Origin of the sequence: Streptomyces sp. NPDC096012, assembly GCF_040426375.1 — a bacterium.
In the GTDB taxonomy this organism is placed as follows: domain Bacteria; phylum Actinomycetota; class Actinomycetes; order Streptomycetales; family Streptomycetaceae; genus Streptomyces.
This window is the reverse complement of record NZ_JBEOTD010000011.1, coordinates 160,092-186,176: the sequence shown is the minus strand read 5'-3', so window position 1 is coordinate 186,176 and position 26,085 is coordinate 160,092. Positions and strand designations below refer to the sequence as shown.

Annotated in this window: 18 protein-coding genes; 8 read left to right on the top strand and 10 right to left on the bottom strand. The window is 69.6% G+C overall.

Translation table 11 applies throughout. The annotated features are described in order from the left end of the window. Positions 1-180: 180 nt before the first annotated feature. A complete protein-coding gene (locus ABVB68_RS14460) occupies positions 181-1,665 on the top strand; it encodes a hypothetical protein (RefSeq protein WP_353601380.1) in 1,485 nt (494 codons plus the stop codon). Positions 1,666-1,696: 31 nt separating this feature from the next. Continuing rightward, positions 1,697-2,323: a hypothetical protein gene (locus ABVB68_RS14455; protein ID WP_353601378.1), complete on the top strand. Its 627-nt coding sequence runs from the start codon at positions 1,697-1,699 to the stop codon at positions 2,321-2,323. Between the two features lie 24 nt (positions 2,324-2,347). Here the strand turns inward: ABVB68_RS14455 and ABVB68_RS14450 are convergent, their stop codons facing one another. From ABVB68_RS14450 to ABVB68_RS14415, 8 genes are all read right to left on the bottom strand, one after another. Beyond that, entirely contained in the window at positions 2,348-4,441 is a 2,094-nt protein-coding gene (locus tag ABVB68_RS14450; RefSeq protein ID WP_353601377.1) for a protein kinase domain-containing protein, read from the bottom strand. A gap of 34 nt (positions 4,442-4,475) precedes the next feature. Further along, positions 4,476-6,701 carry a serine/threonine-protein kinase gene (locus tag ABVB68_RS14445; protein ID WP_353601376.1) on the bottom strand — a complete coding sequence of 742 codons (2,226 nt, stop codon included), beginning with the start codon at positions 6,699-6,701 and terminating at the stop codon, positions 4,476-4,478. Positions 6,702-6,711: 10 nt separating this feature from the next. Beyond that, positions 6,712-7,677, bottom strand: coding sequence for a serine/threonine-protein kinase (locus ABVB68_RS14440; protein ID WP_353601375.1), 966 nt, complete (start codon positions 7,675-7,677; stop codon positions 6,712-6,714). Positions 7,678-7,818: 141 nt separating this feature from the next. Then, positions 7,819-8,121, bottom strand: a complete 303-nt coding sequence (locus tag ABVB68_RS14435) for a WXG100 family type VII secretion target (protein WP_353601374.1) — start codon at positions 8,119-8,121, stop codon at positions 7,819-7,821. A gap of 37 nt (positions 8,122-8,158) precedes the next feature. Further along, on the bottom strand, positions 8,159-8,500 hold the full coding sequence (locus ABVB68_RS14430) for a WXG100 family type VII secretion target (RefSeq protein WP_353601373.1): 342 nt from the start codon (positions 8,498-8,500) through the stop codon (positions 8,159-8,161). A gap of 112 nt (positions 8,501-8,612) precedes the next feature. Then, entirely contained in the window at positions 8,613-9,707 is a 1,095-nt protein-coding gene (locus tag ABVB68_RS14425) for a S8 family serine peptidase (protein ID WP_353601372.1), read from the bottom strand. A gap of 198 nt (positions 9,708-9,905) precedes the next feature. After that, positions 9,906-11,669 (bottom strand): hypothetical protein, encoded by a 1,764-nt coding sequence (locus ABVB68_RS14420; RefSeq protein WP_353601371.1) that lies wholly within the window; start codon positions 11,667-11,669, stop codon positions 9,906-9,908. Beyond that, the gene (locus tag ABVB68_RS14415; RefSeq protein ID WP_353601370.1) at positions 11,666-12,127 is read right to left on the bottom strand and encodes a DUF2563 family protein; all 462 of its coding nucleotides are present in this window, start codon (positions 12,125-12,127) and stop codon (positions 11,666-11,668) included. The genes ABVB68_RS14420 and ABVB68_RS14415 overlap by 4 nt, the downstream gene beginning before the upstream one ends. Positions 12,128-12,631: 504 nt before the next feature. Here ABVB68_RS14415 and ABVB68_RS14410 point away from each other — a divergent pair. The 3 genes from ABVB68_RS14410 (at position 12,632) to ABVB68_RS14400 (ending at position 16,178) form a co-directional block, all read left to right on the top strand. After that, the gene (locus ABVB68_RS14410) at positions 12,632-13,150 is read left to right on the top strand and encodes a hypothetical protein (RefSeq protein ID WP_353601369.1); all 519 of its coding nucleotides are present in this window, start codon (positions 12,632-12,634) and stop codon (positions 13,148-13,150) included. 72 nt (positions 13,151-13,222) lie between these two features. Continuing rightward, positions 13,223-15,550: a hypothetical protein gene (locus ABVB68_RS14405; protein WP_353601368.1), complete on the top strand. Its 2,328-nt coding sequence runs from the start codon at positions 13,223-13,225 to the stop codon at positions 15,548-15,550. A gap of 4 nt (positions 15,551-15,554) precedes the next feature. Beyond that, a complete protein-coding gene (locus ABVB68_RS14400; protein WP_353601367.1) occupies positions 15,555-16,178 on the top strand; it encodes a hypothetical protein in 624 nt (207 codons plus the stop codon). A 407-nt stretch (positions 16,179-16,585) separates the two neighbouring features. On the opposite strand, the gene mycP is transcribed toward ABVB68_RS14400, so the two are convergent. Together mycP and eccB are read right to left on the bottom strand one after the other, a co-directional pair. After that, positions 16,586-17,857, bottom strand: coding sequence for a type VII secretion-associated serine protease mycosin (gene mycP, locus ABVB68_RS14395; RefSeq protein WP_353601366.1), 1,272 nt, complete (start codon positions 17,855-17,857; stop codon positions 16,586-16,588). A 32-nt stretch (positions 17,858-17,889) separates the two neighbouring features. Next, the gene (eccB, locus tag ABVB68_RS14390; RefSeq protein ID WP_353601365.1) at positions 17,890-19,419 is read right to left on the bottom strand and encodes a type VII secretion protein EccB; all 1,530 of its coding nucleotides are present in this window, start codon (positions 19,417-19,419) and stop codon (positions 17,890-17,892) included. Between the two features lie 197 nt (positions 19,420-19,616). Here eccB and eccE point away from each other — a divergent pair, with 197 nt between their 5' ends. The 3 genes from eccE to ABVB68_RS14375 all read left to right on the top strand — a co-directional run bounded on the left by eccE (position 19,617) and on the right by ABVB68_RS14375 (position 25,962). Beyond that, positions 19,617-20,954, top strand: coding sequence for a type VII secretion protein EccE (gene eccE / locus ABVB68_RS14385; protein ID WP_353601364.1), 1,338 nt, complete (start codon positions 19,617-19,619; stop codon positions 20,952-20,954). After that, the gene (locus tag ABVB68_RS14380; RefSeq protein ID WP_353601363.1) at positions 20,951-21,739 is read left to right on the top strand and encodes a hypothetical protein; all 789 of its coding nucleotides are present in this window, start codon (positions 20,951-20,953) and stop codon (positions 21,737-21,739) included. The genes eccE and ABVB68_RS14380 overlap by 4 nt, the downstream gene beginning before the upstream one ends. 308 nt (positions 21,740-22,047) lie before the next feature. Then, complete coding sequence (locus tag ABVB68_RS14375) at positions 22,048-25,962, top strand: SCO5717 family growth-regulating ATPase (RefSeq protein WP_503006110.1); 3,915 nt, start codon at positions 22,048-22,050, stop codon at positions 25,960-25,962. Positions 25,963-26,085 lie beyond the last annotated feature (123 nt).

Sequence of the window (26,085 nt, the reverse complement as noted above, 5' to 3'; positions counted from 1 at the left end):
CGATGACGAACCTGGCAGAAGTCGATCTGGGCAAACTGGCCGCCAGTGTTACCGACTGGAAGTCGGTCGTGGACAAACTCGGCGATCTGGCGACGAGAGCCGAGAGTGGGCTGCAGCGGAAGGCCGACAGTGCGCGATGGGCTGGTGTGAACTCTGAAGCGCCTGGAGCTGACCAAGCAGTTGCAGCGCAACATGGGCGTCTCACTCGCTACGGCAACCGACACGGGTAACAAGCCACATCTCTCGGCTAGTTGGGGAGAAGAGTTCAGGAAGCTGGGAACCAAACAGATCACGCTCTACCCCGACGCCCCGAACCCTCCCTACGGATACCAGATCCTGGGCGGAATGTTGCGTTACGGGAAATATGACCCCACGTTCATTAACCCCATCGCGGAACATATTGTTCAACTCCACCACAAGGACCCCCAGTTCTTCATGGAGAACAAACCCATCACAGGGGGCGCGGACACTGACTGGGGGTTCAATCCGTCAGGCAGGGACGGAGCCGGATACGACCCGCTCACCAGCGTGCTGCAAGGACTCGGACACAGCCCTGAGGCGGTGAAGAAATTCTTCTCCGACGACATGACGCCCAAGGTGTACAACGAGGACGGCACGGTGAAGAAGGGTGCCACCCTCGGCTACACCTACTTCGACGAACTGACGAAGAAGGATTTCGAATGGCCACCGGACAGTCTGGTGGCACCCGGCAGCGACGCCGCCGCGCATGTTCACGACAGCGGCCCGGACGCCCTCGGACACGCCCTCGAAGCGGCCACGTTGGGACACGCCTATGACGACGCCCATCCCGTCCTGAAGCGTGACGACACCTCGGCCGCGATCATGACAAAGGTCGTGGAGGCCTACGGCGACCCGGAGAGGGTCCAGGAGCCCATCTCCGACAGTCTCGGCCGCATGGGAGCCGGATATATCGACGACGTGAACTGGGCGCTGAACAAGAACCGCACGGACAGCCTGTACTACCCCACCCATTCCGATGGTCATGCCCAGTTCGGAGAATCCAATGCGATCAAGTTCCTGAGCGCGGTCGGACAGCATCCGGACGGATATTCCGAGATTTCCACGGCTCAGCAGATCTACGGAACCACAGCGCTGGAAGCACAGGTCCACGACGGTCACGTCAACGAGTCGCACGCGCGGGAGATCGTCCGCACCGGTGGCCAGGTACAGGGGATCATCGACCAGTCTCGGGCAGACCAGGTCAAGGCCGAGGGACTGGCTGCGGACGATGCCTACAACAAGAGCCTGGGCAAGAAAACGGGCTGGATCCAGTTCGGCGCCGGCGTGGGAATCGCCGCCGGGGCCGCTTTCCTCCCCCCGGTGGCCGCGGCCGGCGTGGCCGGCACACTCATCCCCGTGTTCACCGATGCAGGGAAGGGCGCTATCGGACAGCAGATCGCAAACGTGATCGGTGATAGCGCCGAGACGATGCAGCAAGACAGCGCAAACTCGATCCATGAGCAGACGAGCGAAATCTATCGCGCCGGCCAAGAGGCAGCAGGCTCACCCATGGAAAGCTTTATGAGCAAGCACGGAATCCACCACGACAATACCTTCGGGCAGAACCTCGAAGAAGCCTTGGACGACGGCTACTCAAAGGGAACCAATGGAGAGAGCCAGCGTGGTGTACTTCCGAAGGCCTAGCCGGGCCCTTCCGCGCGTGAAAAGCCTGGCCATGGCACCACTGCTCCTCGCAGTGGCGCTCATGGCCACTGGCTGCCAGGACGAGGGGACGAAGCCCAAGGGCCCCTCTGATCAGCACGCCGAGGCATCCTGCGACAAGCTCCTGAGCGCGCAGGCCAAAGCAGCCATGCTGCGGGTCGCCGGCATACCCGCTTCAGCCGAAACGGATTTCCTGGGCAACCCGCGGCGGACTGTCGATCAACTGGCGGAGCAGTATGGGAAGGGTAAGGCCGACAGTCAGGGCTTCACCTTCTGCGGTGCCTACAAGCGCTCATCGGGGCTTGATTCCGTCCGAGTGCAATTTTCGCTGGCCCATGAACTGCCCGAGAAGGGCAAGTCTGCCTCCTTCTTCAAGGAGTACCGCATGGGGAAAGCGGCCCTCGCCGGCACAAAGGTCGCCGTCCTCTACTTCGAGTGCTCCAGCGCACAGTTCTCCGGAACGCCTCAGCTTGTTCGAGGAGAGGTTCGCAGCAGGTACGAGGTGGACGAACCGTCGGCCGCGGCAAGGGAGGACAACCTCCGAATCGTGCACGACTCCAGCCGTGCCCTTTCCGGCCTGCTCAAGTGCAAGGCGGGATCTGGTGTCACCGACTCGTTCCGGATGCCGCCCGCGGCCTAGGCGAAGGCCTCGGGAAGCCGGGAATCAGAACACCGGGAACCCGATCAGATCGCTGTTGGCCGTGGCGAAGGCTCGGTTGCCGTCGGCTCCGAGGCTGACGGCGATCTTGCCGCCCAGGAAGTGGTACAAGTCGTAGGTCCAGACCTCCGAACCGTCCTCGAGGCTCACGGTGCGTATCTTCGTGACGTCGTACTCCTGGTGGACCACCCACGCGCCACTTGCCTGTACCACCACAGGGCCCTCGGCCGAGTCGTAGGACGCCCACCGATGGTCTTGGCCTTTGCGAACATGGCACCGTGTGAGCATGTCGCCGACAATCGAATACACGAAGTCACCGCAGATCTCGGCAGGACCGTATTCCGGCGGGATCTCATATTCGTTCGTCGCTTGCCAGATTTCCTTCCCGTCCGTAATCCTGTGCGCCGACAACGACTTGCCGTTGAGGTACAGGACGCCGTCGCGTGCCACCGGGACAAGCTGCTTCTTCCTCGCCTGGTTGTACAAGGCCCACCGAAAGCGACCGGTCTCCGTGCTGACCGCCAGGGCATGGCCATTTGTGGTCGAGACGACCAACGTTCCACTGTCGGCGGCGCCTTGGCCGTACACGTGCGCCCGAAACGGGGCGGGTATCGACACGGTCCACCGAACTCTCGCATCGGAACGACCCACCGAGCGCAGCCGGTGGTCCTTGGTCACGAGGTACACGGCCTCCTCATCGGCGGTCAGCAGCACCGCGGCGTCGGCCTGCGCCGTCCACTTGGGCTCGCCCGTGGCCGGGACGAAGGTGCGCAGCGTGCCCTCTTTGTCAGCGGTCACGAGCAGACGGTCGGAGAGCGAGAGACAGCGGCTCGCGGCCGCCACAGTCGAGGTCTGCCAGCGGCGTTTGCCGTCGACGACGTTGAACGCCGCGATGCCACCGGCCGGAGCAGCGGCGATGACGACGTCCCGGACCGGCAGCGGAGCCAGGGCATCGGATCCGACGACCCCTTTGTGGTGCCAGAGCGGTTTCACCTGGTCACCGACGATGTAGTCGCCGGCGTCGGCGGACAGGACGCGTGCGGACGGTGTCTGCACCGCGGGGGGAATGGTGAACAGATCCTTCCGGCTCGGGCCACCGTCACGCAGCAGCCACCACCCCGTGCCACCGGTCGCCGCCAGCAGCGTGCCACCCGCCGCGAGCCCGGTCAGCAGTCCTCGCCGACTCGGCGGTGTCCCGGCCTGCGTCGTCAGGAGTGGCGCGGTCAGTTCCCGTACCTCACGCTCCCGCTCCCTGATCGCATCGCCCACAGGTCCACGCCTCCACCCCGTGTCGGACCTCTTGCGCGGCGCGAAGGCCCCGGTGATCTGCTCGGTCGTGGGCCGTGCCGCCGCCTCCTTGGCCAGGCACGGAGCGATCAAGGCGTGCAGTTCGGGTGAGAGGCCGTGCCAGAGCGGTTCGCCGTGAACGACCTCGTACTGAACGGCAGCCACGTGCGTGCCCTCGAACGCCCGCCTGCCGGTGGCCGCGTACACGAGGACGGCGCCGAGGGAGAAGACGTCGGCGGCGGGGGTGACGCGCCGGCCGAGCACCTGCTCGGGGGCACCGTATCCCGGAGTGACCGGGATCTGACCGGTGGTCGTGAGGGTGAGACCGTGCTCCGGGCGGGCGATGCCGAAATCGATGACCCGCGGGCCGGTGGACGTGAGCACGATGTTCGGCGGTTTGAGATCGCGGTGGATGAAGCCGGTGGCATGGATGTCGCGGAGGGTGCAGGCGACGGACAGGGCCAGGCCACGCAGTCTCGCATCGTCCAGCGGGCCGTGCTGGTCCACGATCTGGTCCAGGGTCGGTCCGGCGAGGAATTCGGTGGCGAGCCACGGGCGTCCGCCCTCGGTCTGTGCACCCAGCACGGCGGCCACGCCCGAGCTCCGCACGGCCTGGGCCGCCAGCGCCTCCCGCACGAACCGCTGGGCGTGCCCGGCATCGTGGGCGAGTTCGGGTCGGAGCACCTTGACGGCGGCGACGGTGCGCGCGTGGTCCTGCCCCACGTACACCTTGCCCATGCCGCCCTCGCCCAGCACGCCGAGCAGCCGGTACGGGCCGAGGCGGATCGGGTCGCCGGTCCCCAGGGGTCTCATCGGTCGTCGCCTTCTCTTCTCTGCACCGGTCTGCTCATCGCATGGGGAAGGCCGCGAGGAAGTTGCCACCGAGCGCGATGATCTCCCCTGCCTTCTCATGGATCACGAATTGCTCACCGGTGGTCCGGTAGGAGTGGGCCGGGGCGTGGGAGGAGAGACCCGTGGCCCATAGCCGTGCACCTCGCTTGCTGTACACGTAGCCGGAGCCGACCACCGGCGCGGTCCTCACGTCCGCCTTCGTGGCCTCCCCTGCCCTCTCCTGCCACTTGGCGTGCCCGCTCGCTGCATCGAACGCGACGATCCCGAGGTCCTTCTCGACGGCGTACACGGTGCCGTTCGCGAGCACGGGGAGGCTGTAGGTACGACCCGGCCGCTCGGAGCCGGAGTCCCAGGTCACGCTGCCGTCGCTGAGACGTAGAGCCTTGAGCCGGCCGACGCCCAGGTAAAGGTGCTGCGCGTCGGTGACCAGGGGCTGCCGGAGACTGCCGGCGTCGGCACCGTCCAGCTTGCGATCCCACAGGACGGTGCCCGTGCGGGTGTCGCGTACGACTGCGTGCACAGTGCCGTCGGTGGCTTCCTGCAGCGCCACGAGACGGTTGCCCACGACTTCGGCGGCGAGGACATACAGCTTCGGGGGGTCCTGGCGCCGCGGAGACAACGGTGCCGTCCACAGCAGCCTGCCCGTGCTGACGTCGACCGCGATCACGTACCAGGACTGGGAGGCGAGGAAGCTGAGGGAATACTTGCCCCGCCCCGCGACCGCGTAGGCCACCCCGTCCGCAATGCACAGTGCCTGGTTCAGCGGAAGGTAATCGAGGTCGGTGAACTGAGCGAAGGGTTCCCCGGCCGTGCCGGTGAGGGGATCGATCCAGGCCAGGGCCAGTGGCTTCGCCTTTGAGGTGTCAAGCCCCGAGGAATGGTCGTCCCCCGACGTCACCAGGAGGATGCGCTCCGCGTCGGACGTGGTCTGCCAGGTCCACTTCGTGTCGTCCGACTGCCAGTCGATCTTTCCGGTGCCGGCGACGACACCGTTCAGGTTCATCCCCACCATCAGGGCCACAAGGTCGTCGAGGACGTGCAGTTGCGACGGAAGCGAGCCCATGTCGTCCGTGAAATAAGGGTTGTCCGGATCGGCGACCTGGATCTGCCAGAGGGAGTCCAACTGCTTCTCGGGAAGCAGGCTGTTGCTGGGCCCCGGTGCCGGCTGTGCCTTCTGGTCGCCGGGCCACCCGCCCCACGTCAGCGCTCCCGCCGTCCCGGCCGCGACGGTCACGGCCGCGCCCCCACCGGTGAACAGCAACCGTCGACGGGACCATCGCGCCCGCACCGCCGTCGACTCGATCTCGGGCTCGTCGATCGGGGCCGGCAGCCGCTGCGGGGTGATCCGCCAGACCTCGGAAGCTCGTCTTCCGATGTCGGCCAAGAGGCCGTCAGGCAAATGGTCGGCGAACTCCCCGTTGCCGTCATGAAGTTGTGAGGCCAACCACCTGGTCGTCGGCCGCCGGAAGGGATTCTTGTCCAGGCATTGCGCGAGTACCGGTACCAGGCCGCCGGGCACACCGCTCAGGTCGGGCTCGGCGTACTGCACGCGGTACAGCAGATCCGCCGCCTGGCCGTGACCGAACGGGGGGCGTCCGGTGGCGGCGAAGACGAGCAGACCGGCGAGCGCGAAAACGTCGCCGGCGGCCGTGTGGTCCTGCCCGCTCGCCTGCTCCGGCGACATGAAGGCGGGCGTACCGACCGCGACCCCTACCCGGGTGAGACGGTCGTCGCCGGCCGCACGCGCGATACCGAAGTCGATGACCTTCGGACCGTACGCGGTGATGAGGATGTTGGAGGGCTTGAGGTCGCGGTGCACGACATCGGACGCGTGCAACTGGCCCAGTGCTCCGCACAGCGCCGCCCCGAGTGCCCGTACCGACGTCTCGGGCAGCGGACCACACAGCTCCACGGCCTCGTCCAACGGCGGCCCGAGCACGTACTCGGTGGCGAACCAGGGCGTCTGCGCGCGCGGGTCCGCGTCCACGACCCCGGCGCCGAACCGCTCCCCCACGACCCGGGCCGCGTCGGTCTCCAGTCGGAACCGGGTGCGGAAGGCCGGGTCGGTGGCGATGCGGGCGTGCATCGTCTTCAGCGCGACGGTACGGCCGCCTGCCGTACGGGCGAGGTAGACGGTGCCCATGCCGCCGCTGCCGAGGCGGGCGATGGGGCGGTACGGGCCGAGGGCTTCGGGGTCGTCGTGTGTGAGAGGGGAGGGCATGCGGCCGTCGTCAGTCCGAGTGGGATATGGGGTCTGTGGGCGAAGTCGGCCCGGCCTCGACGGGGATGTCCGCCATGAGGACGGCCGCCGACTGGTGGGCGAGGGCGGCGACCACGCGGCCGGGGAGCCAGCCGGGGCTGCGGAGCGGGGTGGAGGGGTTCTGCGCCTCGGTGTCGGTCGGTACGCCACCGGAGAGGCAGTCGATCAACTCGGCCGGCTGGGGGCGGGTGCTCGGGTCGCGGGAGAGGCACCGGGAGACGACCGAGCGGAAGGGCGGGGGTAGTTCGTCCCGTTCGGGCGTCGTGTATCCGCTGGCCGCATAGGCGAGCGTCGCGCCGAGTGCGTACACGTCCCCGAGTGGACGCGGGCGCCCTCCGGATGCCTGCTCCGGGGGCAGACTGCCCGCTTCCAGCCCCGGCAGCCCTGAGCGGCGTATACCGTCCGGGGCCGCCGCGCGCACGGCGCCGAAGCAGGAGAGGCGAGGGCCGTCGCAGGTGAGGAGGACGGCCGACGGTGAGACACCGGCGAAGGTCAACCCCTGCCCGTGGAGGACGGCCAGGGTCTCGGCGAGGGCCACGCCCATGGCGCGTACGGTCCGCTCGGGCAGCGGGCCGCCGTGAACGGCGAGAGCGGTCGGCAGCGGCACGACGGGCGTGTACGGGCAGGCGTACCAGGCCGGCTCGCCGGGACCGGCGAGGGCCGTGGCGGGGGCCGCGCAGGGGCCGAGGAGATAGCGGGAGGTCTCGGCTTCGGTCAGGAAGCGCTGAGTGTCGGCTCCGGGCAGAGGGAGGGAGAGCAGCACGGTGTGCAGGCCGTCGGCGCTGCGGGCGATGTAGCGGCGCTCGGGGACGGGGGTTTTGGCGCGGGGGTCGTCCAGAGGGGTGATGAGGACGTACGGGCCGACGTGCCGGGATCGTCCGGCGCTGTCCTGACCTCCTGCGCCCACCACGTCCGTGGCGCCACCCGTGGTGTACACGATCCCCTGTCCCGTTGCCTGTCTCCGCTGTTCTCCACGTCTGTCTCGTATACCGGTTCCGGACATGGCAGGGGGGGTGGGCACCTCCCGTGCGTGCCCACCCCGGTACTGCGTCCTGCACGTTCGGCTCTGGTTCGAGCCTTACATGAAGTAGCTGGCGGCCTTCTTGTCGCCGCCCTGGTAGTCACCGCCGGCGGCGTGCACGACGCGGCCGATCGCCATCAGGGCCTCGTGGATGCCCTGGGCCTCCCGGTCCCACGCGGCCTGCTGCTCGGTGTACGTGTGGTAGGCGTCGCCCTCCCACATGCTCGCGACGCCGGCGACCTTCTGCTTGATGGCCTCGAGGCTCTCCTCGAGCCGCTTGGCGTGGTTGGCCAGCTGCGTCGCGGTGTGGTCGAGGTTGTGGTACGAGACTTCGAGGTCGCCGATGTTGTTGGCGCTCATGATTACTCCGTTGTCGAGAAGTGGTGGGCGGGCGGGATCAGAGGCTGGACAGCGCGGAGGTCGAGCCGCCGTAGTTCACGTCGATGCCCTGCACCTGCGAGCGGACCTCGTCTTCGGTGCCGTCCTTGATCTTCCGCGTGGCGCTCATGCCCTCGATGAACTTGGCGAGGATGTTGCCGATCTTCACCATGCGCTCGTTGATCTCGGTCTGCTTGGCGTTGAACGCGCCGGCGCCGATGCCCTTCCAGTGGCCCTCGAGGCTGTCGATGAGGCTCTGCAGTTCCTTGAGCTGGCCCTTGATGTCCTCGAAACGGTGCGCGAGCTCCTTTTCGACGACGATGATGTGACTGTTACTTACCTTCTGACGCCCTGTCGCCATTGCGATGCCTTTCGTTGTGAACTGACCTTGCCCCGCGCTGATTTCTGACGTCAGCACTGAAGGCAAGCGGGCTTCTGCTCACTCGGCGAGGAGCAGGTATTCGGGAGCGCACTCAGGCATTACGGCGTGCTCGCAGCACGGCGAAACCTGCGCCTCCGATGACTAGTACGGCTGCTGCGGCGCCGATGATCACCCAGGTCTGCGTGCTGCCACCGGAGCCGGAGTCCTTCGCGGTGGCGGTGGAGCCGCTGGAGGAGTCGGCGTCCCTGCCCGAGGCCCCGGAAGAGGGCGCGACCGACAGACTCGGAGTGGCCATGACGTCTTCGTCAGCGTCCGTCCCGTTCTCCGCGTACAGAGGATCCTTGTGCGCCGGGCCAGGGTTGATGTTCTTGTTGATCAGCACTCGGCGCGGGCGGATGACGCCGTAGCCGAGGTACGTGCTGGGCTCGTCCTTCCCCCAGGACCGCCCCGCCGTGTCGATGAGGGTTCGCAGGACCTGGTTGGCCGTCCAGTCGGGGTGAACCGACCAGACGAGGGCCGCGGAGGCGGAGGCGAGGGCGGTGGCGGGGCTGGTTCCGTCCGTGTCGCAGTACTCGTTGAACTTGCCGTCACACCAGCCGGGGATGTGCACGCCTGGGGCTGCGAAGTCCACGTAGTCGCTCTTCGTGGAGAACTTGGCCACCGACCCGGACTTGTCTATGGCGGAGACGCCGACGACGTAAGGGTAAGTGGCCGGATATGACGCCTTCCCCTTCGGGCCGTCATTACCGACTCCCGCGAACATCAACTTGCCCTTGGCAGCGGCATACTTGACGGCGTCTTTCTCCGCGGCGTCATAGTACGGGCTGGCGAATGACATGTTGATGATCTTGGCATCACTGTCGGCAGCGGCCCTGATCGCTTCCGCACTCGTGGCCAACTTACCGTCATACTTTCCCTTGATGTACTGGATGTGGATGGGGATGATCTTCACTCCCGGCGCCAGCCCTTTGACGCCTCCGCCCGCTCCCGTGCCGGCAATGACTTCAGCCATGCCCGTACCGTGACCGTCATTGTCCTCAGTTGCCTTGTAGGCGACCGATTTCGGCACTTGATCGGCCAGCACCTGGCCCTTGAGAGTTGAGGTAGCCGAATTCACACCCGAGTCGATAACGGCGACCTTCACCCCCTTGCCGGTGCTGTACTTCCATATCTCGTCGGCGCCCATGGCGTTGAGGTACCACTGCTTCGACTGGATGTCCTGCGCCGCTGCTCCCGGGGCCAGCCCAACCGACGCGACGGCCAATGTGCCCAGCGCCGAACACACTGCTGCCAGACGTCTGACACTGCGCCTCGTCAGAAGGGCAGTAGTTCCGCCGCACCGGCCGGTCCCTGGCTTCATGCCTGTGTACGTCCTCGCTTGTGTTCAGTCGCGATTGTCCGGGACATCACGCCGCTGCTTCTGTTGCGGACGTTGCTGTCGCTTCTCAGCAGGTGCTCCGGCGCCGTCCGTCTCACCGTTTGCGTTCTGGCGGTTCCCGACCGCGCCTCGGCCGAGGGCCGCCTCGCGGGCGCCGCTCGCGGTGTCTCCGGACTTCGAACCGGCGGCATTCCGCGGCGAACCGATCGCGCCCTCGGGGTTGCCCGCCGAACGGAGTACCGACTGGCTTGTGCCGGGTTCCGTCTTGGCCGTGGGCGCGCCGACAACTCCTCGCGCCCCGAGAGCCCCCTTCGGCTGCGTCGAGGAGACGGGCTCCTCGGCGCCGACGACCATACCGCGCGGGACACGAGAGGTGGGCGTCGCTCCCGGGGAACGGCCCGTGACGGGCTTACCGCCCATCACTCCGTTACGGGCCGCACCGGTGGGGCCGGTGGTCCCGGCACGCCCGCCGGGCACGTTGGAGGTCCTCGGTGTCCCGCCGGTGATGCCGCGGCCCACAGGGGAACGTCCGGTCTGCTGATTGGCCCCACGTACAGCCGACTGACCGGCCGGAGTCGTACGCCCCATGGCACGAGCAGCCTGCCCCGTGGGCCCTTGCGGACCGCGGCCACCGGTGACGGTACGACCCGACTGCCCCTCGGGCTCCTGCGGCACTCGTCCGCGCGCGGTGCCGGAAGGTCCGGTCCGCCCTTGCGCCGAAATCGGGAGCCGACTCGTCGGACCATATCCCGTCGTGCGTCCGACGGTCGGCGCGATCGGAGGCGTCATCGGTCCGGGAGGCAGCGGATGGCCTCCGCCACCGGAGGTCGGAAGCGTGGGCGCGGGGGGCCCGGACGGTGCGGTAGGAGCAGGGGGCAGCGTGCTCACCGTGTTGATTTCCGTGCCGACATCGTGGCCTGGATGCCCGCTGGGCTCGTGAACTTGCTTCAGGGGAGGGGCCCCCTCGCCGCCTGTCCCTACTGTTGTTCCGTGGGGAGACTGCGTGGTGCCGTGACTACTCGCCACTCTCTCTCGAACGGTTGCCCGCGGCGTCGACGTCCCCGAGTCGTACCGTCGCCGAGCTTCGTCAATCGACGACGGCTTGGCCACCCCGACATCCGGGATCGCCTGGATCGGCTTCGGCTCCGGGTTCGTGTGCAACCCCGTGGCGGCCACCGAATAGAACGACCCCAGCCGGACCATTTGGTTGATGGCGTCCTGGCGGTTCTTCTCGACCTGCTTGGCGAGGACGAAGTCCGGGTTGCTCTCGACCTGCTTGGCATGGGGCAGCTCGGTGGGCCTCTTCTGCTCACCGGCCGGACGGGTGTCCCTGGGCGGCATGGACTTGCGCACGGAGGCCAGGCCCGTGGCGGCAGTGGAGATCTGGGTGCCGGCGACGTGCGCGTAAGTCTCGAGATCCTTGGCGTAATTGAGGAGCGAGTCGGTCCATGTATGGAACTGTTCGGCGCCGTCGCCCTCCCAGTCGGCCAGGACCGCGCGGATGTTCTTCGTCAGATCCGACGCGGCCCTGCTGACGGCATCACGGGCGTCCCACAGTGCCTTGCCGGCCAGTTCCAGATGCTCGGGGTTGGAGTGCTCGACCAGGTCGATCATGGCGTTGAGGTCGGCGTCGTCGAACTGGGTCGAGCCGAGTGGTGTGCCCCTGAACAGGTTCTTCACGCCGCCGACCGTGTTGGCCACGACGGACTCCACGTTCGCCTGCTCGAGACCGGTCTTGTACTGGGGCTGCTTCTGCCAGTTGTCGCTCACTTGGTGCTCACCCCCGTGTCCGAGTGGTCCGAGTGATGCCTGGTCTCCTTGGGCGGTTGCTTGACCTTGTGCTCGTCCTTGTGCTTCGCCTTGGCGTACTCGTCGTCGAGCTGGGTCTTGATCTTCCAGAACCGGCTCCTCACCTCGTCCTCGGAGCCGTCGTACGTGACATCGGCCGAGTGCGCGGCGAGCGTCATCGCCTCGATCTGCAGGGCAAGGGTCTTGGACAGGTGCATGAGGCGTGTGTGGACGTGCTCGTACTGCAAGTGCAGGTCCTGCGCTTCACCGAACGGGACTTGAGCACCACTGAACGAGTCGCGAGTGAGCGCGTGATCGGCGATCTTGGACGAACTGCCCGGCGATTCCTCGAACTTGTGCAGAGCCTTGTTGATGTCGTCCTTGAACTTGGACAGCACCTCGACGCCGCGCTTCAGATCTGAGCGGCCACCGTCACCCACCGCTACCCCTTCCCCGTTTCCCCGTTTGTACAACTCTCAACAGACCGGGGCAGCGGGCGACCCACCCCCGGATCCATCGCCTACCACTGTAGTCACTGTGTAAATCGCGGCCAACTGAACTCTGCGACGGTTCAGTTGCAATGCCGTCCCCAAGCGACCGGGTTATGGCCAGCAAAGATCGACAAGGTGGTCAATAGTGACAGAACAGACCCGGCATCTGCGCAGAAGTTTCACATGCGCGCGGTGGACGCGACGCCGCGGGCGCTCCGGGGAGGAGCTTTGCAACCACAAAATCTCACCCTCTGGTCAGTCGATCCGTCGTCGCCGAGCAGTTCGGACCCGCGCCAGCCCTTAACCGGAGAGGGCCTGGCCGGCCGGCAAACCCGCCTCCGCCGAATTTTCACGCCCGACAGATCACACATAGCAGACATGGCGCAAATTTTTCCCGGCATTGGTTGCTAGTTTGGCCCGGCAACGGACTCACCACGGGGGAAGGGGCCTTTCATGGCATGGGACGAATGGGAGCAGCTCAAGGCGGACGCTGTCCAGGGGCAGTCGACGCACATGCAGCTCAATCATGTCGACCCGGGTGGTGGCACCTACGGCCCCTACGTGCTGCCGAGCAAGACCGGTGACCTCAAGGTGGGTCACAAGGATCTGGAGAAGATCGGCGGCGCGGCGCACCACCTCTACAACCAGCTCTGGGACAAGGCCCGCGTGGCAACCCCCAGCAGCGACTCCGCGGCCGGCGACCTCTCCAAGCAGGGCTTCGCGCTCGGCGCCGGCCTCCAGCACGTATCGAACCGCTGGGAGGAGCAGTTGAAGTCCCTGATGGACGCCTGCGCCCAGATCTCGAACCACATGCAGACCACGAAGGCCGTGCACGCGAACGACGACCATTACATCCAGAGGCAGATGAGCAGCATCGACGCGCTGGACGACGGGTTCGACGAGAGGGTCGGGGCGCCGGGCAGGGAGAACTCCATCTACGGGGAGAAGGACAAGGGCAAGAAGAAGGAGTAGGGGCACCGGGAGGAAACGACGACACCTCCCCTCGCGTCAGCCGACACCGCTACCCCGAGGACGACGGGCCCCATGGACTTCAACGCTCTGTACCACGCCAACTTCAAGCTGTTCGACGACGCCGTCACCGACTGGTCAACGCTCGTGAAGCACCTGGCGGACCTGAAGAAGGAAGCCGAGGACGACCTGCACAAGGCTGCGCTCAAGGCCGACTGGGTCGGGGTGAACGCGCAGGTGTCCCGAAAGTTCATCGGCAAGACCGCCGGCGAGTTCGGCGACGCCCACACACAGGCCACCACGATCCACAACATCCTGGTCGACACCCAGGGCGAGTTGAAGTCGTTCCACCAGCAGCTCAAGGACGCCGTCTCACGCGGGCAGAAGAAGAACCTGACCGTCGTCGACGACGGCGACGGGAAGTTCTCGGTCATGGGCAACACGCGGCCCGACTGGGCCTCGGACCCGAGCGGCAACAAGAGCGCGACGGACCAGAAGGACGTCGACGACCTCCGCGACGAGATCCAGGGCATACTCAGCAAGGCCACCGAGAGCGACAACTCGGCCAGGACCGTCCTCATGGCGCTGGTCGACCAGGCCGAGATGGGCTTCTCCGACGCCAGCTATGCGAGCCGGGACGCGGCGGCGGACGCCATCAAGGAGGCCGACGAACTGGCGAAGCTCGCCAGGAAGAATCCGGGCGACCTGTCCGTGAAGGACTTCGACCTGCTCAACGCCGGGCTGAAGAAGTACGCGAACGACCCGCTGTTCGCCGAGCGCTTCGCCTCCACACTCGGGCCCCAGAAGACCTTGGAGTTCTGGACCGGGATCAGCGATCCGCACCGGGGCAACTACGAGCTGGGACAGAAGCGCCTCGACCAGTTCGACGACCTGCAGCGGAACCTGGGGCTGACGCTGGCCCACGCCACACAGAGCGATTCCACGGCCATGGCCGAGTGGAAGCGCACGATGATCGACCTCGGCGACAAGCCGGTCTACGGCGACCGGGGCGGCCCCATGGGCTTCCAGGTCATGAGCAACCTCATGCGGTCCGGTGACTATGACGACCAGTTCCTGAAGGACTACGGAACCAAGCTCATGGCCACCGAGCGGAAGCTCACCGGCAACGGTGAGCACGAGAACCTGATGTGGCGGTTCTCGGGCGCGAGTTCGTGGCTGAACCGGATCGGCGACGACAGCGGCAACGATCCGCTCACCGGCTATCTGAAGGGTCTGTCCAACAGCCCCGATGCGGCCACCGACTTCTTCAACGAGCAGTACGTCTCCAAGGACGACCCGGACGACCCCTTCGAACGGGACACGGACGGCAACGGCAAGAAGGGCAAGGTGTCGCTGTCGAACTTCCAGTACCTGTTCGAGGAGCGGGACTGGCCCAAGGAGACGGACGCCCACGGGGAGGATCTGTTCACGGGCCAGAACAATCTGGCACTGGCCCTGGAGGCGGCCACGACGGGACATCCGGCCGGTGAGTTGCCCACGGCGGACACCCCGCCGCACGACGCGGGTCAGGCGAAGCTGGTGGAGGACATCTTCCATTCGGTGTCGGAGAAGCCGGACCGGCTGACCGGTCACGGCTACATGTCGGACAGCATGGGCCAGATCGCCGCGGAGTACATGCCCGACATCCACCGGGGCCTGCACGCGGGCGACGCCAGCGAGAAGACCCTGTTCCCCCTGGCGGGTACGGCGGCCGATCTCGACGAGCGGGACATCAGCCGGTTCCTGTACGCCGTCGGCCAGAACCCCGAAGGCTACGCCGCGGTCAACCTCGGTCAGCACAGCTACACGACGCAGCTCATGCAGCATCACTTCGCGCACCCGACCGCATACGTCGAAGATGCCTCGTTCTCCCAGGCCGACAACCTGAAGCAAGGCGCCGACCACATCGCACGCACAGCGGGCGAGATCGAGGGCCTCATCGGGGCCGGCCGCGCCTACCAGGGCGAGCTCGACGGAGGAGCGAAGGACGCCGAGTACAACGCCGCGATCGAGAGCGCGGGAACCTGGGGCGGCACGGCCATCGGCATCGGCATCGGCATGGCCACGGAGCCGATCACCGGTCCCGGCGGTGCCATCATCGGTGACGTGGCCGGTACCGCGGCCGAAGAAGTCATCGGCAAGATTACCGAAGGAGCCATGCGCGACAGCTCCGGAGAGATCATCTACCGCAATGGCGAGAGCTTCCAGGACACCTCCGACTCGACCTACAAGATGGTGGAGCTGGCCGCCCAGAAGGCGGGGCAGAACACCGGCCACCGCTATCCGATGATCGAGGCGTCGGTGGCCACCTCTGCCCAGGACGGGTTCAACACCTCTGGTCGCCTGGTCCACCAGTACCTCGACGGCGAGGGAATCCCCCGGCAACTCGACACGGAAGACTGAGACGTTGGCATCCACTCGTACCAAGTCCCTGCTCGCGGGAGGAGCGGCGCTGCTGCTCTGCCTTGCCGCCGGTGCCCTCTACGCGCTGGGCCTGCCGCCCTTCAAGGACAAGAAGGGCGAGATCAAGGCGGCGGAGGTGTGCAGGACGCTCGGTTCCCCGTCCAGCAGTGCCGCCGCACTGCAGCGTGTCCTGCCCGACAGGTCCTCCTACGCCTTCCAGGACGCCGTGACCGACCCTCGTCGGGACGACAGGGACTCGAGCTACTCCGCTTCCTGTTTCGTCAACGGCGACGGGAAGCCGCTGGTGGTGGTCACGGCCGAGATGGCGCAGTACGACAAGCCGGACGCCTGGGTGAAGGACGTGGTGGAGAACCATCGGCCGGCCTCCTCGGTGAGGCCCTTCTCCGCCGGCGACAGGGCGATCGCCTCGGACAGGGTCGCCGCCGTCTACCTCCCCTGTGCCGCTCGTGCGTCCGGCCCGCATCTGAGCGTCGTCGCACAGCTCAAGCAGCCGGGCGGCGCCGACGACGATCAGCTGCGGAAGGGACTGATCTCGCTCGTCCGGAATGCCGCGCTCTACGCGCACCAGAACGCGAAGTGCGATGCACCCTCCGAAGTGACGCCGTGACCACTGCCCGGCGAGCCGTGGCAGCCGTCCCGGCGCTCGCGGTGCCCGGCACCACGCGATGAGCGTGTGGACGGCGGCTGCCGGCGCCCGGGCGAATGCCCCGGGTCCGTCTCGGCGGACAACAGCGCTCGGGTTGCTGCGCGGACCTCACACGACGTGAAGGCGCCGGCTGTGCGCGCCCTCGTCGGGGCGACTGCCGTGCCCGGAGCGACGCTCGCCGGACCGCGTCCGTCCGCCGGTCCGGGGCCACCGTCGCGGGTCGGCCGGGCGGGCAGGGGTACCTCCGCCAAACTCTCACGCGTCCTTGCAGGGCGTCCTGAGCACCGGTCGGCCTCCGGACGCCCGCCTCGGAAGTCGTCGTCTCGGGGCCCGGGCCGTGAGGCCCGCGGAGGAGTCCGGCGTGGACTTCACGCCCGGCCCTCCACGGCCCGTCGTCTCCTCCGAGCGTCGCGCAGGGCCACCGCTCCCCCGCCCAGGGCCGCCACCAGGACCGCGACGCCCACGGAGACGTACGTCGCGATGCGGGCGGTGCGTTCCTGCGGGGTCTCGCCGAGGGTGAGTTCGGCGGGCGTGGGGGCCTCCGCGTGGGTGAGGCCCGAGTCGGGGCGGGGGGACTCGATCGGGTGATCGTCCTCCGTGAGGGCGCGGACCGGGTCCACCACTCCCCAGCCGACCAGGCGGTCATTGCCGGGGATGGCGCGTTCGGCGGTCTGTTCGATCTGGGCCACGATCTCGCGCGGCGTCCAGTCCTTGTGCTTGGCCTTGATCAGCGCGGCGACGCCGGCCACGTAGGGGGCGGAGAAGCTCGTGCCGTTGTCCGAGCAGTGGCCGCCCTTCGGGACCGTGGAGATCATGTCGACGCCGGGGGCCGCGACGCCGACGAAGTCGCCGGGCTGGGAGAAGGGCGCGCGTTCGTTGTTGCGGTCGGAGGCGGCCACGGCGAGGACACCGGGGTAGGACGCCGGGTAGGTGTCCTGGTTCTTGCCGTTCAGGCCGTTGTTGCCCGCCGAGGCGACGACGACGACGCCCGCGCCGAGTGCCTCGTCGACCGCCCTGTGCAGGCCCTCGTCCGGGGCAGCGCCGGTCGTGTCCTGGGAGATGTTGATGACGTCGGCCTTCTCCTTGATCGCGTGCCGGATGGCCGTGACGAGGGTGGCGGCCGTGCCGTGGCCCTCCGCGTCGTTCTGCTTGATCGGGATGATCGTGGCCTCGGGGGCGAGGCCGACGAAGCCCGTGCCCTCCATGGGGCGGGCCGCGATGATGCCCGCTACGCGCGTGCCGTGTCCGACCGTGTCCGTCGTGCCCTTGTCGTTGCCGCGGTCCTCGATGGGCTGCCCCTTCGTGTCCTTCCGCGGCAGGAAGTTGGCGCCCAGGGACGCGTTCACGGCGCCGGTGAGCTGCGGGTTGGCCGTGTCGACGCCGGTGTCGATGACGGCGACCCTGACGCCCTTGCCCTTCGACTCGCTCCACAGCTCGTCGAGGTTGACGCGCTGCAACGCCCAGGGGGTGCTGGAGTACTTGTGGTTCGTCTTCGAGAACGTGCACTGATCGGAAGCGGTGTCCGCCGTGGCCGCCGGGGCCGCCAGAAGGGTGGCGGACACGGCCGCGGCCACGGTCAGGGTGGTGCGGCGACAGGTCAGGGGCGTCAGGGTGGTGCGGCGGCGGAGCGGGGGCGTCATCGGTGTAGGCCTCGGGAGCATCGTCGTACCCCTCAGGAACCCTGCGGCTGGCGGGCCGCCGCGGTCGACAGGCGGGGGCCGGTCGGCAGGAACTCCGACCAGGGGGCGGGGATCGGCGCGGGGCTGACGTCGGCGTAACCGAGGCGGGTCTGTGCCAGCTTGGCCTCCTGCTGGAGTTGCTTGCGCTTCGGGTCCGACATGCCGACGCCCTTGTCGTCGCCCGCGCTGTCGTCGTTGGACTGGAGGGCGTAGCGCAAGCCGGTGTCGGTCACCAGGAACACCCCGCCGACGGTGGTCTTGGTGCCCTGGAACTGCCGGTAGAGCTGGCCGGAGCCGGCGGTGACGTACGCGCTGGAGGAGCCGGTGGGCAGGACTGCCGGGAAGTCGGTGCCGGCCCAGGTGCTCAGGGTGGTCTCGCCGTTGTCGGGGTCGACGTGGTTCAGGACGTTGCAGATGGTGTTGCGGCTGCCGCCGGCCGTGGAGGGGCTGTTGACCGCCTTGGGCTTCTCGGTGGGCCACTTGTGCTCGGCGGCGAAGGGCTCGCCCCGGGTGATGGCGCCCGCGCTGACCTCCAGTGCGTGTCCGGCCTGGCCGAGCCTCACGAGGTTCTCGCTGGTGAGGAGGAGCTCGGCGACGAAGTCGGAGACGGGGGCGACCCGGCCGGGCAGTACGACGAAGTGCTGCTCCTGGCCGTTGACCGGCGCCCGGAGCACCATGCCGACACGGTTGGCCTTCTCGTCCAGCTGGCCGGGGGCGTGGGCGGCGGTGGCGGGGACACCGGTGATCGGCGGGAAGGTGATCGCGTCGCCCTCGTGCAGGGTCGCGATCCACTCCTTGGTCACCTGCTGCGGGGTGCGGTCGGCGCCCACGAGGGTCTGGAGGAGCAGACTGTTGCCGGCGGCCACCGGGTAGGCCCAGCCGTGGGCGTCGACGACGTACCGCTTCTTGTCCGGGGTGGCGACGTAGAGGAGTTCGCCGCCGTGCAGCTTCTCCTTGGGCCCCGTGAGCCTGTCCTGGTCCCGCTCGGCGAGGACGAAGGCGGCCTTCTGGATGGAGCTGCCGCTGCCGCTGGGGCGTTCGCACACGGCCCACTCCTTGGCCGCGCCGGCCTCCTTGTCGGAGGGCAGCCGGTCGGGGGCGTAGGGGATGCCGATGGTGACGCCGTGCGGGATCTTGCCGTTGTCGAGGATCGACTCGTCGACGGTGACGACGTCCACGCCGCTCTGGGTGTCGAGGACGAGCTTGGCCGATGCCATGTTCAGGACCGGGTGGAGCTGGACCTTGTGCTTCGTCTCCAGCACGACGTACCGGGTGGTGGACTTGCTGGCGATGATCACCTTCTGCCCCGGCTTGTCCCAGTCCTGCGGGGCCGTCGGCTTGAACATGCCCCAGGCTCCGAAGGCCGCCAGGACGACCACACCGAGGATGGCGCTGGGGACGATCGCGCGCAGCGGCCGGGGCGCCCCCTCGTCGGAGCCATCCGGTGACGACTGCACGAACGACGCGAGCATGCGGCGCTTCGCGAAGGTGTAGGCGTTGAGTTGGTCCCGCCGAGATGCCATCTGTGCCTGTTTCTCCCCGTGTCTCACGCGGAGCGCGCCCGGGGACCACGCTCCCCCGCCCTCCGTTGTCGGACCCGGCCCCTACTATGCCTGGTACGGAGCCGGTCTCGTGGAGCGGGTAGGGTACCTGGGCCCTCAAGGGCCTTGTTCGGTGGCCTGGTTCCAGTGAGTTGTGAGCAAATCGGGGGGATGGAGTGATGGCTTCCGGAACGCGGACGCGTACGCGCGGCCGGACGGCGGCACGAGGCGGCGCCACCGGGTCCGGGACGCCGCCGCGGGGAAGGTCCGCCGGGCACGGCGGCGAGCGGCAGCAGGTCGCCCTCGGCCTCAGGCAACGGCCGGGCCGGCCCGGGTCGTTCCGTTTGCAACGGCTCATGCTGGTGGAGCTGGCGGCGGCCGTACTGCTCGTCGGCTGGGCCCTCGGCATGGCGGCCCTGGTGCCGGCCGCGGTGGTCGCACTGCTGCTGGTCCTGCTGGCCTTCGCACGGCGGCGCGGGCGGTCCCTGCCGGAGTGGCTTGCCACCGCGCGGGAGATGCGGGCCCGGCAGAAGCGGGCCGAGAACACCTCGATACCGCCGGGCACGGAGCCCGGACTGGTGCCGGCGGTGGAGTGCGAGCCGGCCCTGCGCACGTACTCGTACGGCGCGCGTGACCGGCGGCCGGTCGGCATCGTCGGGGACGGCACCTTCGTCACGGCCGTGCTCCAGGTGGAGGCCGACGCGACCGCGCTGCGGGCCGAGCGGAGCCGCCAGCCGCTGCCGCTGGGCCTGGTGCGGGACGCGCTGGAGGTGGACGGGATCCGCCTGGAGTCCGCCCAGATCGTGCTGCACACGCAGCCCGCACCCGCGCTGCACCTGCCCCAGCAGTCCGTGGCCGTCGCCAACTACCTTCCGCTCCAGGAGCAGACCGGTGCCCCGGCGGTCCGTATCACCTGGATCGCGCTCAAGCTCGATCCCGAGCTGTGCGCGGAGGCCGTGGCCGCGCGCGGCGGCGGGCTGACGGGGGCGCAGAAGTGCGTCGTCAGGGCCGCGGACCATCTGGCGAGCCGGCTGACCGGCGCCGGGTTCCGGGCGCGGGTGCTGGACGAGGAGGAACTGGTCGCCGCGCTCGCCACCTCGGCCTGCGCCAATCCACTGGTCACCGCCGAGGCCGGACGCAGTGAGACCCGGGAGCGGCGCACGGAGGAGTCGGGCCGCAGCTGGCGCTGTGACAACCGGCGGCACACGACGTACTGGGTGCGGCGCTGGCCCCAGCTGGGCGCCGGCCGGGCCGGGTCCCTGCCGCAGTTCGTGGCCGGGGTCACGGCGGTACCCGCCCTGGCGACGACCTTCAGCCTGACGCTCGCGCGCGGGGAGCGGCAGGAGGTGTCGCTGTGCGGGCACCTGCGGGTGACCGGACGCAGCGACGACGAACTCGTGGCGGCGCGCCGCGCGTTGGAGGGTGCGGCCCGGCAGGCCGGGGCCGGTCTGGCCCGGCTCGACCGCGAGCAGCTGCCCGGCATGCTGGCCACTCTGCCCCTCGGAGGTGCGCGATGACGACGATTCCGACGACCGCCCCGGCGGCGGGCACGCCGGTGCAGGGGGCGCGGGAGGCGTCCGTGCCGCGGCGGGCGGTCGAGCGGCTGCGGCACGGGCTCGGACTGGTCGGGCCCCGGCACGGCCGGCACGGAGTGTCCGTGCAGCAACTGGACGCGCTCGCGCTGCCCATCGGTGACGACGGCGTGGTGGCCGGCGTGGACGCCGAGGGCCAGCCGGCCGTACTGGGCATCAACCGGCCCACGCCGTACGACGTCGTCCTGATCGGCGGTCTGTGGACCGCGCAGGTGCTGGCGCTGCGCGCCGCGGCCACCGGTGCCCGGGTCGCCGTGGAGACCGGCCGGCCGCAGTCGTGGATGCAGATGGTGCATGCCATGGGCGGCGGGCAGAACGGACTGTCCGTGTACGACGTCGGGCGGGTCCCGCCGCAGGGCGCCTCTGCCGGTACGCCGGTGCTCGTGGTGCGGGACTGCGGTATGCGGCCCCCGCGCGGCCGGGTGGTGTCCGGGCCCTGGCAGTCGGTGCTGACCCTGCTGCCGTATCTCAGCCCCGTCGCGCCCCGACTGCTCAGACAGGCCCGGCTCACCGGCATCCAGCGGGTCTCGCCGGACGAGGCGGCGGAACTGGGGCGCACGATGGGGCTGTCGCGGACCGAGGTGGAGTCGCTGCCGGCGCTACCCGACGGTGTCACCCTGTGGTGCACCGACCGTGACCGGCAGTACGTGCTGACGCAACCCACCGACGCCGAGATCGGATTGTTGGGTACACCCCGCCGGATGGACTGAACTGCCCTCGTCCGCCCCTTTTGTTCAGGCTGTCATGGGGGGTGGTACGGGGGTGGCCGGGAGCTCCGGCCGTTTGGTGACCAGCTGGGCGAGTGCGCGGAAGCGGACGGCCCTGCCACGGTGTGCCTCGTGGTGATTAGGCTGGGAGCGGGCGCGATGGCGGGAACGTGGAAGGACCGGGCGTCGGTGTCCCGGGGGAAGAGGGTCCGGTGCGTCGGACCGCCCCGAACGACTACGGACGACTCGGTACGACACGACATGGTCGCCCCGGCACCGCATGAGGGTGCTCGACCACACCAGGAGGAACTGTGAGCAGCGATCGGGACGGGATGCGCGGGGGCTGGGACACACCCGGCGATGACCAGCCCGACGCGGAGGCCGTCGAGACCACCGGTGAGTTCACCATCGACTACGCCCCGCCTGCCTGGTACACGCAGAACGCGTCCGGTACCGCGGGGGGCTCCGGCACTCCCGCGGGTTCCGGAGGCATGAGCGGTTTCGGCGGGCCGGGCGGCTCCGGTGCCGTCGGCGACCCGGGTGCTCCGGCCGCCTCCGGGGTGCCGTCGTTCCCTGCCGCCCCACCGGTCCCGGGCCCGAAGCCGCCGACCGCGCAGCCGCTGGGCACGCCGCCGCAGGGCACTCCCTTCAGCGCGTCGCAGGACACTCCGTTCAGCGCGTCGCAGGGTGCTCCGTTCACCCCGTCGCAGGGTGCTCCGTTCACCCCGCCGCAGGGTGCTCCGTTCACCCCGCCGCAGGGGACCGCCTACGCGCCGCCCGGGCCCGTGCAGGGCTCCCCGTCCACTCCACCGCAGGGGGCGCCGTACGCGCCGCCCGCGCCACCGGTCGGCGATCCCGCCCCGGTGCCGCGGCTGCCCGAGGGCTTCGAGCCGCAGCAGCCTCAGCCGGGCCCGCAGGAGGCACCGGCCGTCTCGGCCGCGGCGGGGCCGGAGACGGACAACGGCGATCTGGAGAGCGGGGCGACCATGCGGTTCTCCGCCGTCGCCCTGAAGCGCCAGATGGCCGAGATCGCCGAGCGCACATCACCTCCGGGGACGCCGGAGGAGTTCGCGGGCGGGGGCTCGACGGGCGACCCGGCGGAGGATTCCAGTTCGGTGGGCCGGGAAGAGACCGGAGCCGTCTCCGGTACGACAGGCTCCGCCGGTTCCTCGGACACCTCGGGTTCCACGACCGGCTCCGGCACCTCGGACGTCCCCGGTGCGGAGGACCCCGCCGGCGCCGGTTCCTCGGCCGCCGGGAGCGCCTCCGGTGCCGGGGGCACCGACGCTGGTGTCGTCACCGGGGGGTTGGGGGACGACGCCGCCGCGCAGGACGACGTGGTGACGGAGGCCGCCGTCTCGGGGGGCTCCGCCTCCGACGGGGACGAGGAGCGGGTCGGGGACGGCCCGAGTGACGCGGCCGAGGGATCGGCCGCACCGGGTGCCGTGGAGCCGGTCGCGGCGGAGGCGGGGGTCCCCGAGACGTCCGCGTCCGAGGCAGGGGTACCGGAGACGTCCGCAGCCGGGGCAGGAATCCCGGAGACATCCGCCGCCGAGGCGGGAGCCGCCGAGGCCGTGCGTCCGGGCGGGCCGGACGGCTCCACCGGCGCCGCGCCGACCGACGCCCCGCAGTCCTCGGACACCGCGGCGGCGAACGGGGGCTCCGGGAACGCCGTGGCCCCGGGCAGTGTGCCTCAGCAGCGCCCGTCGACGGACAGCACCCCGGGTGACGGCACTCCGGCCGGCGGCACTCCGACCGACGGTGCCTCGGACGACACCGCGCCTGCGGCAGCCGCGCACCACGCGGACGCCGAGCAGGCGGGCACCCCGCAGACGGGCGCCGCCCAGCCGGGCGGCTACGGCTTCCCGCACCCCTCCGCAGCGCAGCCCGTCACGGCCCACGCGGGAACGACGGAACCCGGTACCCCGCAGACGGGCGCCCCCCAGCCGGGCGGCTACGGCTTCCCCCCGCCTGCCGTGGCGCACCCCGGAACTCCTGGGCACGGTGCCCCGGGAGCCGGTGCCGTCCAGACCGGCCCCGGCGCCCCGCCGCCCGTTCCCCCGGCCCCGCAGGGCACCCAGCCCGGCTGGGCCCCGCAGAACGGGCTGCCCCCGCTGCCGCCCTCGTACCAGCCCGCCGCCCCGGCGCCCGCGGCGCAGTGGCCCGCCCAGACCGGGCAGCCCACCCCTCCGGCCCCGCAGCAGCCCGGACCGCTGCCCGGCGACCAGCCGCGGCCAGCCGGGCCGGGTCCGGCCGGCGGTGCCGGTGGGCCCGGTCCGCAGCCACCGTTCCAGCCGCAGGCACCGCAGCCCGCGCCCGCCGCGTGGAACCAGCCGCAGCAGCCCACCGCGCCGGCAGCCGGTCAGCAGCCGGCGCCCAACGGCCCGACGCCGCCCGGCGGCTACGGCTTCCCTCAGCCCGGCGCACCCAACTCACCCGCCCAGCCCGACGGTTTCGGCGTCCACCCAGCCCCGGCGCAGATCCCGGCCCAGGCACAGGTTCCTGCCCAGGCCCCGGCTCCCCTGCCGAACCCGAACGGTCCCGCACCGTCAGGCGGTTACGGCTTCCCTCAGCCCGGAATGCCCAACCCACCGGCCCAGTCGGGCGGTTACGGATTCCCGCACCAGGGAGGCCCCAACCCGCAGCCGCAGCCCGGTGGATACGGGTTCCCCCCGCCTCCGCAGGCCCCGGACGGCGGTCCCGCCGCCATGTCCGACGCGTCGCAGACGGCCCCCCAGGCCCCGGTCGACCCCCGCTCCGGTGCGGCGTGGCCGCAGCCCATCCAGCATGACCAGCGGCAGCCGACCAACCCCGGTGCCGCGCCGCTGGGTTACACCGCCGCCGTCGAACTGTCCGCGGACCGGCTGCTGAACAACCGGCGGCAGAAGGCGAGGAGCGGCCGGCCCACGGCGGCGGCGTCGCGGTTCAAGCTGGGCGGCAGGAAGGAGGAGGCCGAGCGGCAGCGCAAGCTGGAGCTGATCCGCACGCCGGTGCTGTCGTGCTACCGGATAGCGGTCATCAGCCTCAAGGGCGGCGTCGGCAAGACGACCACGACCACCGCGCTCGGCTCCACCCTGGCCACCGAGCGGCAGGACAAGATCCTCGCCATCGACGCCAACCCCGACGCCGGTACGCTCGGCCGCCGGGTGCGCCGCGAGACCGGGGCGACCATCCGCGACCTGGTCCAGGCGATCCCGTACCTGAACTCGTACATGGACATCCGCCGGTTCACCTCCCAGGCGCCCTCGGGTCTGGAGATCATCGCCAACGACGTGGACCCGGCCGTCTCCACGACGTTCAACGACGAGGACTACCGGCGCGCGATCGACGTGCTCGGCCGGCAGTACCCGATCATCCTGACCGACTCGGGCACGGGTCTGCTCTACAGCGCGATGCGCGGCGTGCTCGACCTCGCCGACCAGCTCATCATCATCTCGACGCCTTCGGTGGACGGCGCGAGCAGCGCCAGTACGACCCTGGACTGGCTGTCCGCGCACGGATACGCGGACCTGGTCTCGCGATCGCTCACGGTGATCTCGGGTGTCCGGGAGACCGGCAAGATGATCAAGGTCGAGGACATCGTCTCCCACTTCGAGACGCGGACCCGCGGAGTGGTGGTCGTGCCCTTCGACGAGCATCTGGCCGCCGGTGCGGAGGTCGATCTCGACATGATGCGGCCCCGGACGCGCGAGGCGTACTTCAACCTCGCCGCCATGATCGCCGAGGACTTCGTACGGCACCAGCAGGCACACGGGCTGTGGACCAGCGACGGCAACCCGCCGCCGGTGGCCGCGCCGCCGATGCCCGGCCAGTCCGTGCCCGGCCAGCCCATGCCGGGTCAGCCGATGCCCGGCCAGCCCATGCCGGGTCAGCCGATGCCTGGCCAGCCCATGCCTGGCCAGCCGCCGATGGGCCAGCCGTACGCCGGTGGCCAGCCCTACCCGCAGGCACCGCAGGCTGCGCAGCCCCATCCGCAGGGCCAGCAGGCGTACCCGCAGGGGCAGCAGCCGTACCCGCCCCAGCAGGGACAGCAGCCCTACCCGCAGGCCGCTCCCGGGCAGCCGTACCCGCCGCAGCAGGCGCAGCAGGCGCAGCAGGCCTACCCTCCCCAGCAGGCGCACCAGCCGTATCCGCCGCAGCCCGGTCATCCGCAGCAGCAGGAGCCGCCGCAGGCCCAGCACCCGCAGGAGGGACAGCAGCCGCCTCAGGCACCGCCGCAGCAGTAGGCGGCAGCCGGCAGTCGGCAGTCGGCAGTCGGCAGTCGGCAGCAGTTCGGCATGCCGGGGCGGTCGCAAACATCTGCGACGGCTGGCCGAGGCGGCCGCAGCCGGCAGCGGACCGCTGCGGAC

Excerpts from the sequence above, each read along its gene's own strand:
- eccE (WP_353601364.1), top strand. The coding sequence starts at position 19,617 with ATGGCTTCCGGAACGCGGACGCGTACGCGCGGCCGGACGGCGGCACGA.
- ABVB68_RS14405 (WP_353601368.1), top strand. The coding sequence starts at position 13,223 with ATGGACTTCAACGCTCTGTACCACGCCAACTTCAAGCTGTTCGACGAC.
- ABVB68_RS14380 (WP_353601363.1), top strand. The coding sequence starts at position 20,951 with ATGACGACGATTCCGACGACCGCCCCGGCGGCGGGCACGCCGGTGCAG.
- eccB (WP_353601365.1), bottom strand. The coding sequence starts at position 19,419 with ATGGCATCTCGGCGGGACCAACTCAACGCCTACACCTTCGCGAAGCGC.
- ABVB68_RS14425 (WP_353601372.1), bottom strand. The coding sequence starts at position 9,707 with ATGGGCGCCGACGAGATATGGAAGTACAGCACCGGCAAGGGGGTGAAG.
- ABVB68_RS14435 (WP_353601374.1), bottom strand. The coding sequence starts at position 8,121 with ATGAGCGCCAACAACATCGGCGACCTCGAAGTCTCGTACCACAACCTC.
- ABVB68_RS14445 (WP_353601376.1), bottom strand. The coding sequence starts at position 6,701 with ATGCCCTCCCCTCTCACACACGACGACCCCGAAGCCCTCGGCCCGTAC.
- ABVB68_RS14430 (WP_353601373.1), bottom strand. The coding sequence starts at position 8,500 with ATGGCGACAGGGCGTCAGAAGGTAAGTAACAGTCACATCATCGTCGTC.
- ABVB68_RS14450 (WP_353601377.1), bottom strand. The coding sequence starts at position 4,441 with ATGAGACCCCTGGGGACCGGCGACCCGATCCGCCTCGGCCCGTACCGG.
- ABVB68_RS14410 (WP_353601369.1), top strand. The coding sequence starts at position 12,632 with ATGGCATGGGACGAATGGGAGCAGCTCAAGGCGGACGCTGTCCAGGGG.
- mycP (WP_353601366.1), bottom strand. The coding sequence starts at position 17,857 with ATGACGCCCCCGCTCCGCCGCCGCACCACCCTGACGCCCCTGACCTGT.
- ABVB68_RS14455 (WP_353601378.1), top strand. The coding sequence starts at position 1,697 with ATGGCACCACTGCTCCTCGCAGTGGCGCTCATGGCCACTGGCTGCCAG.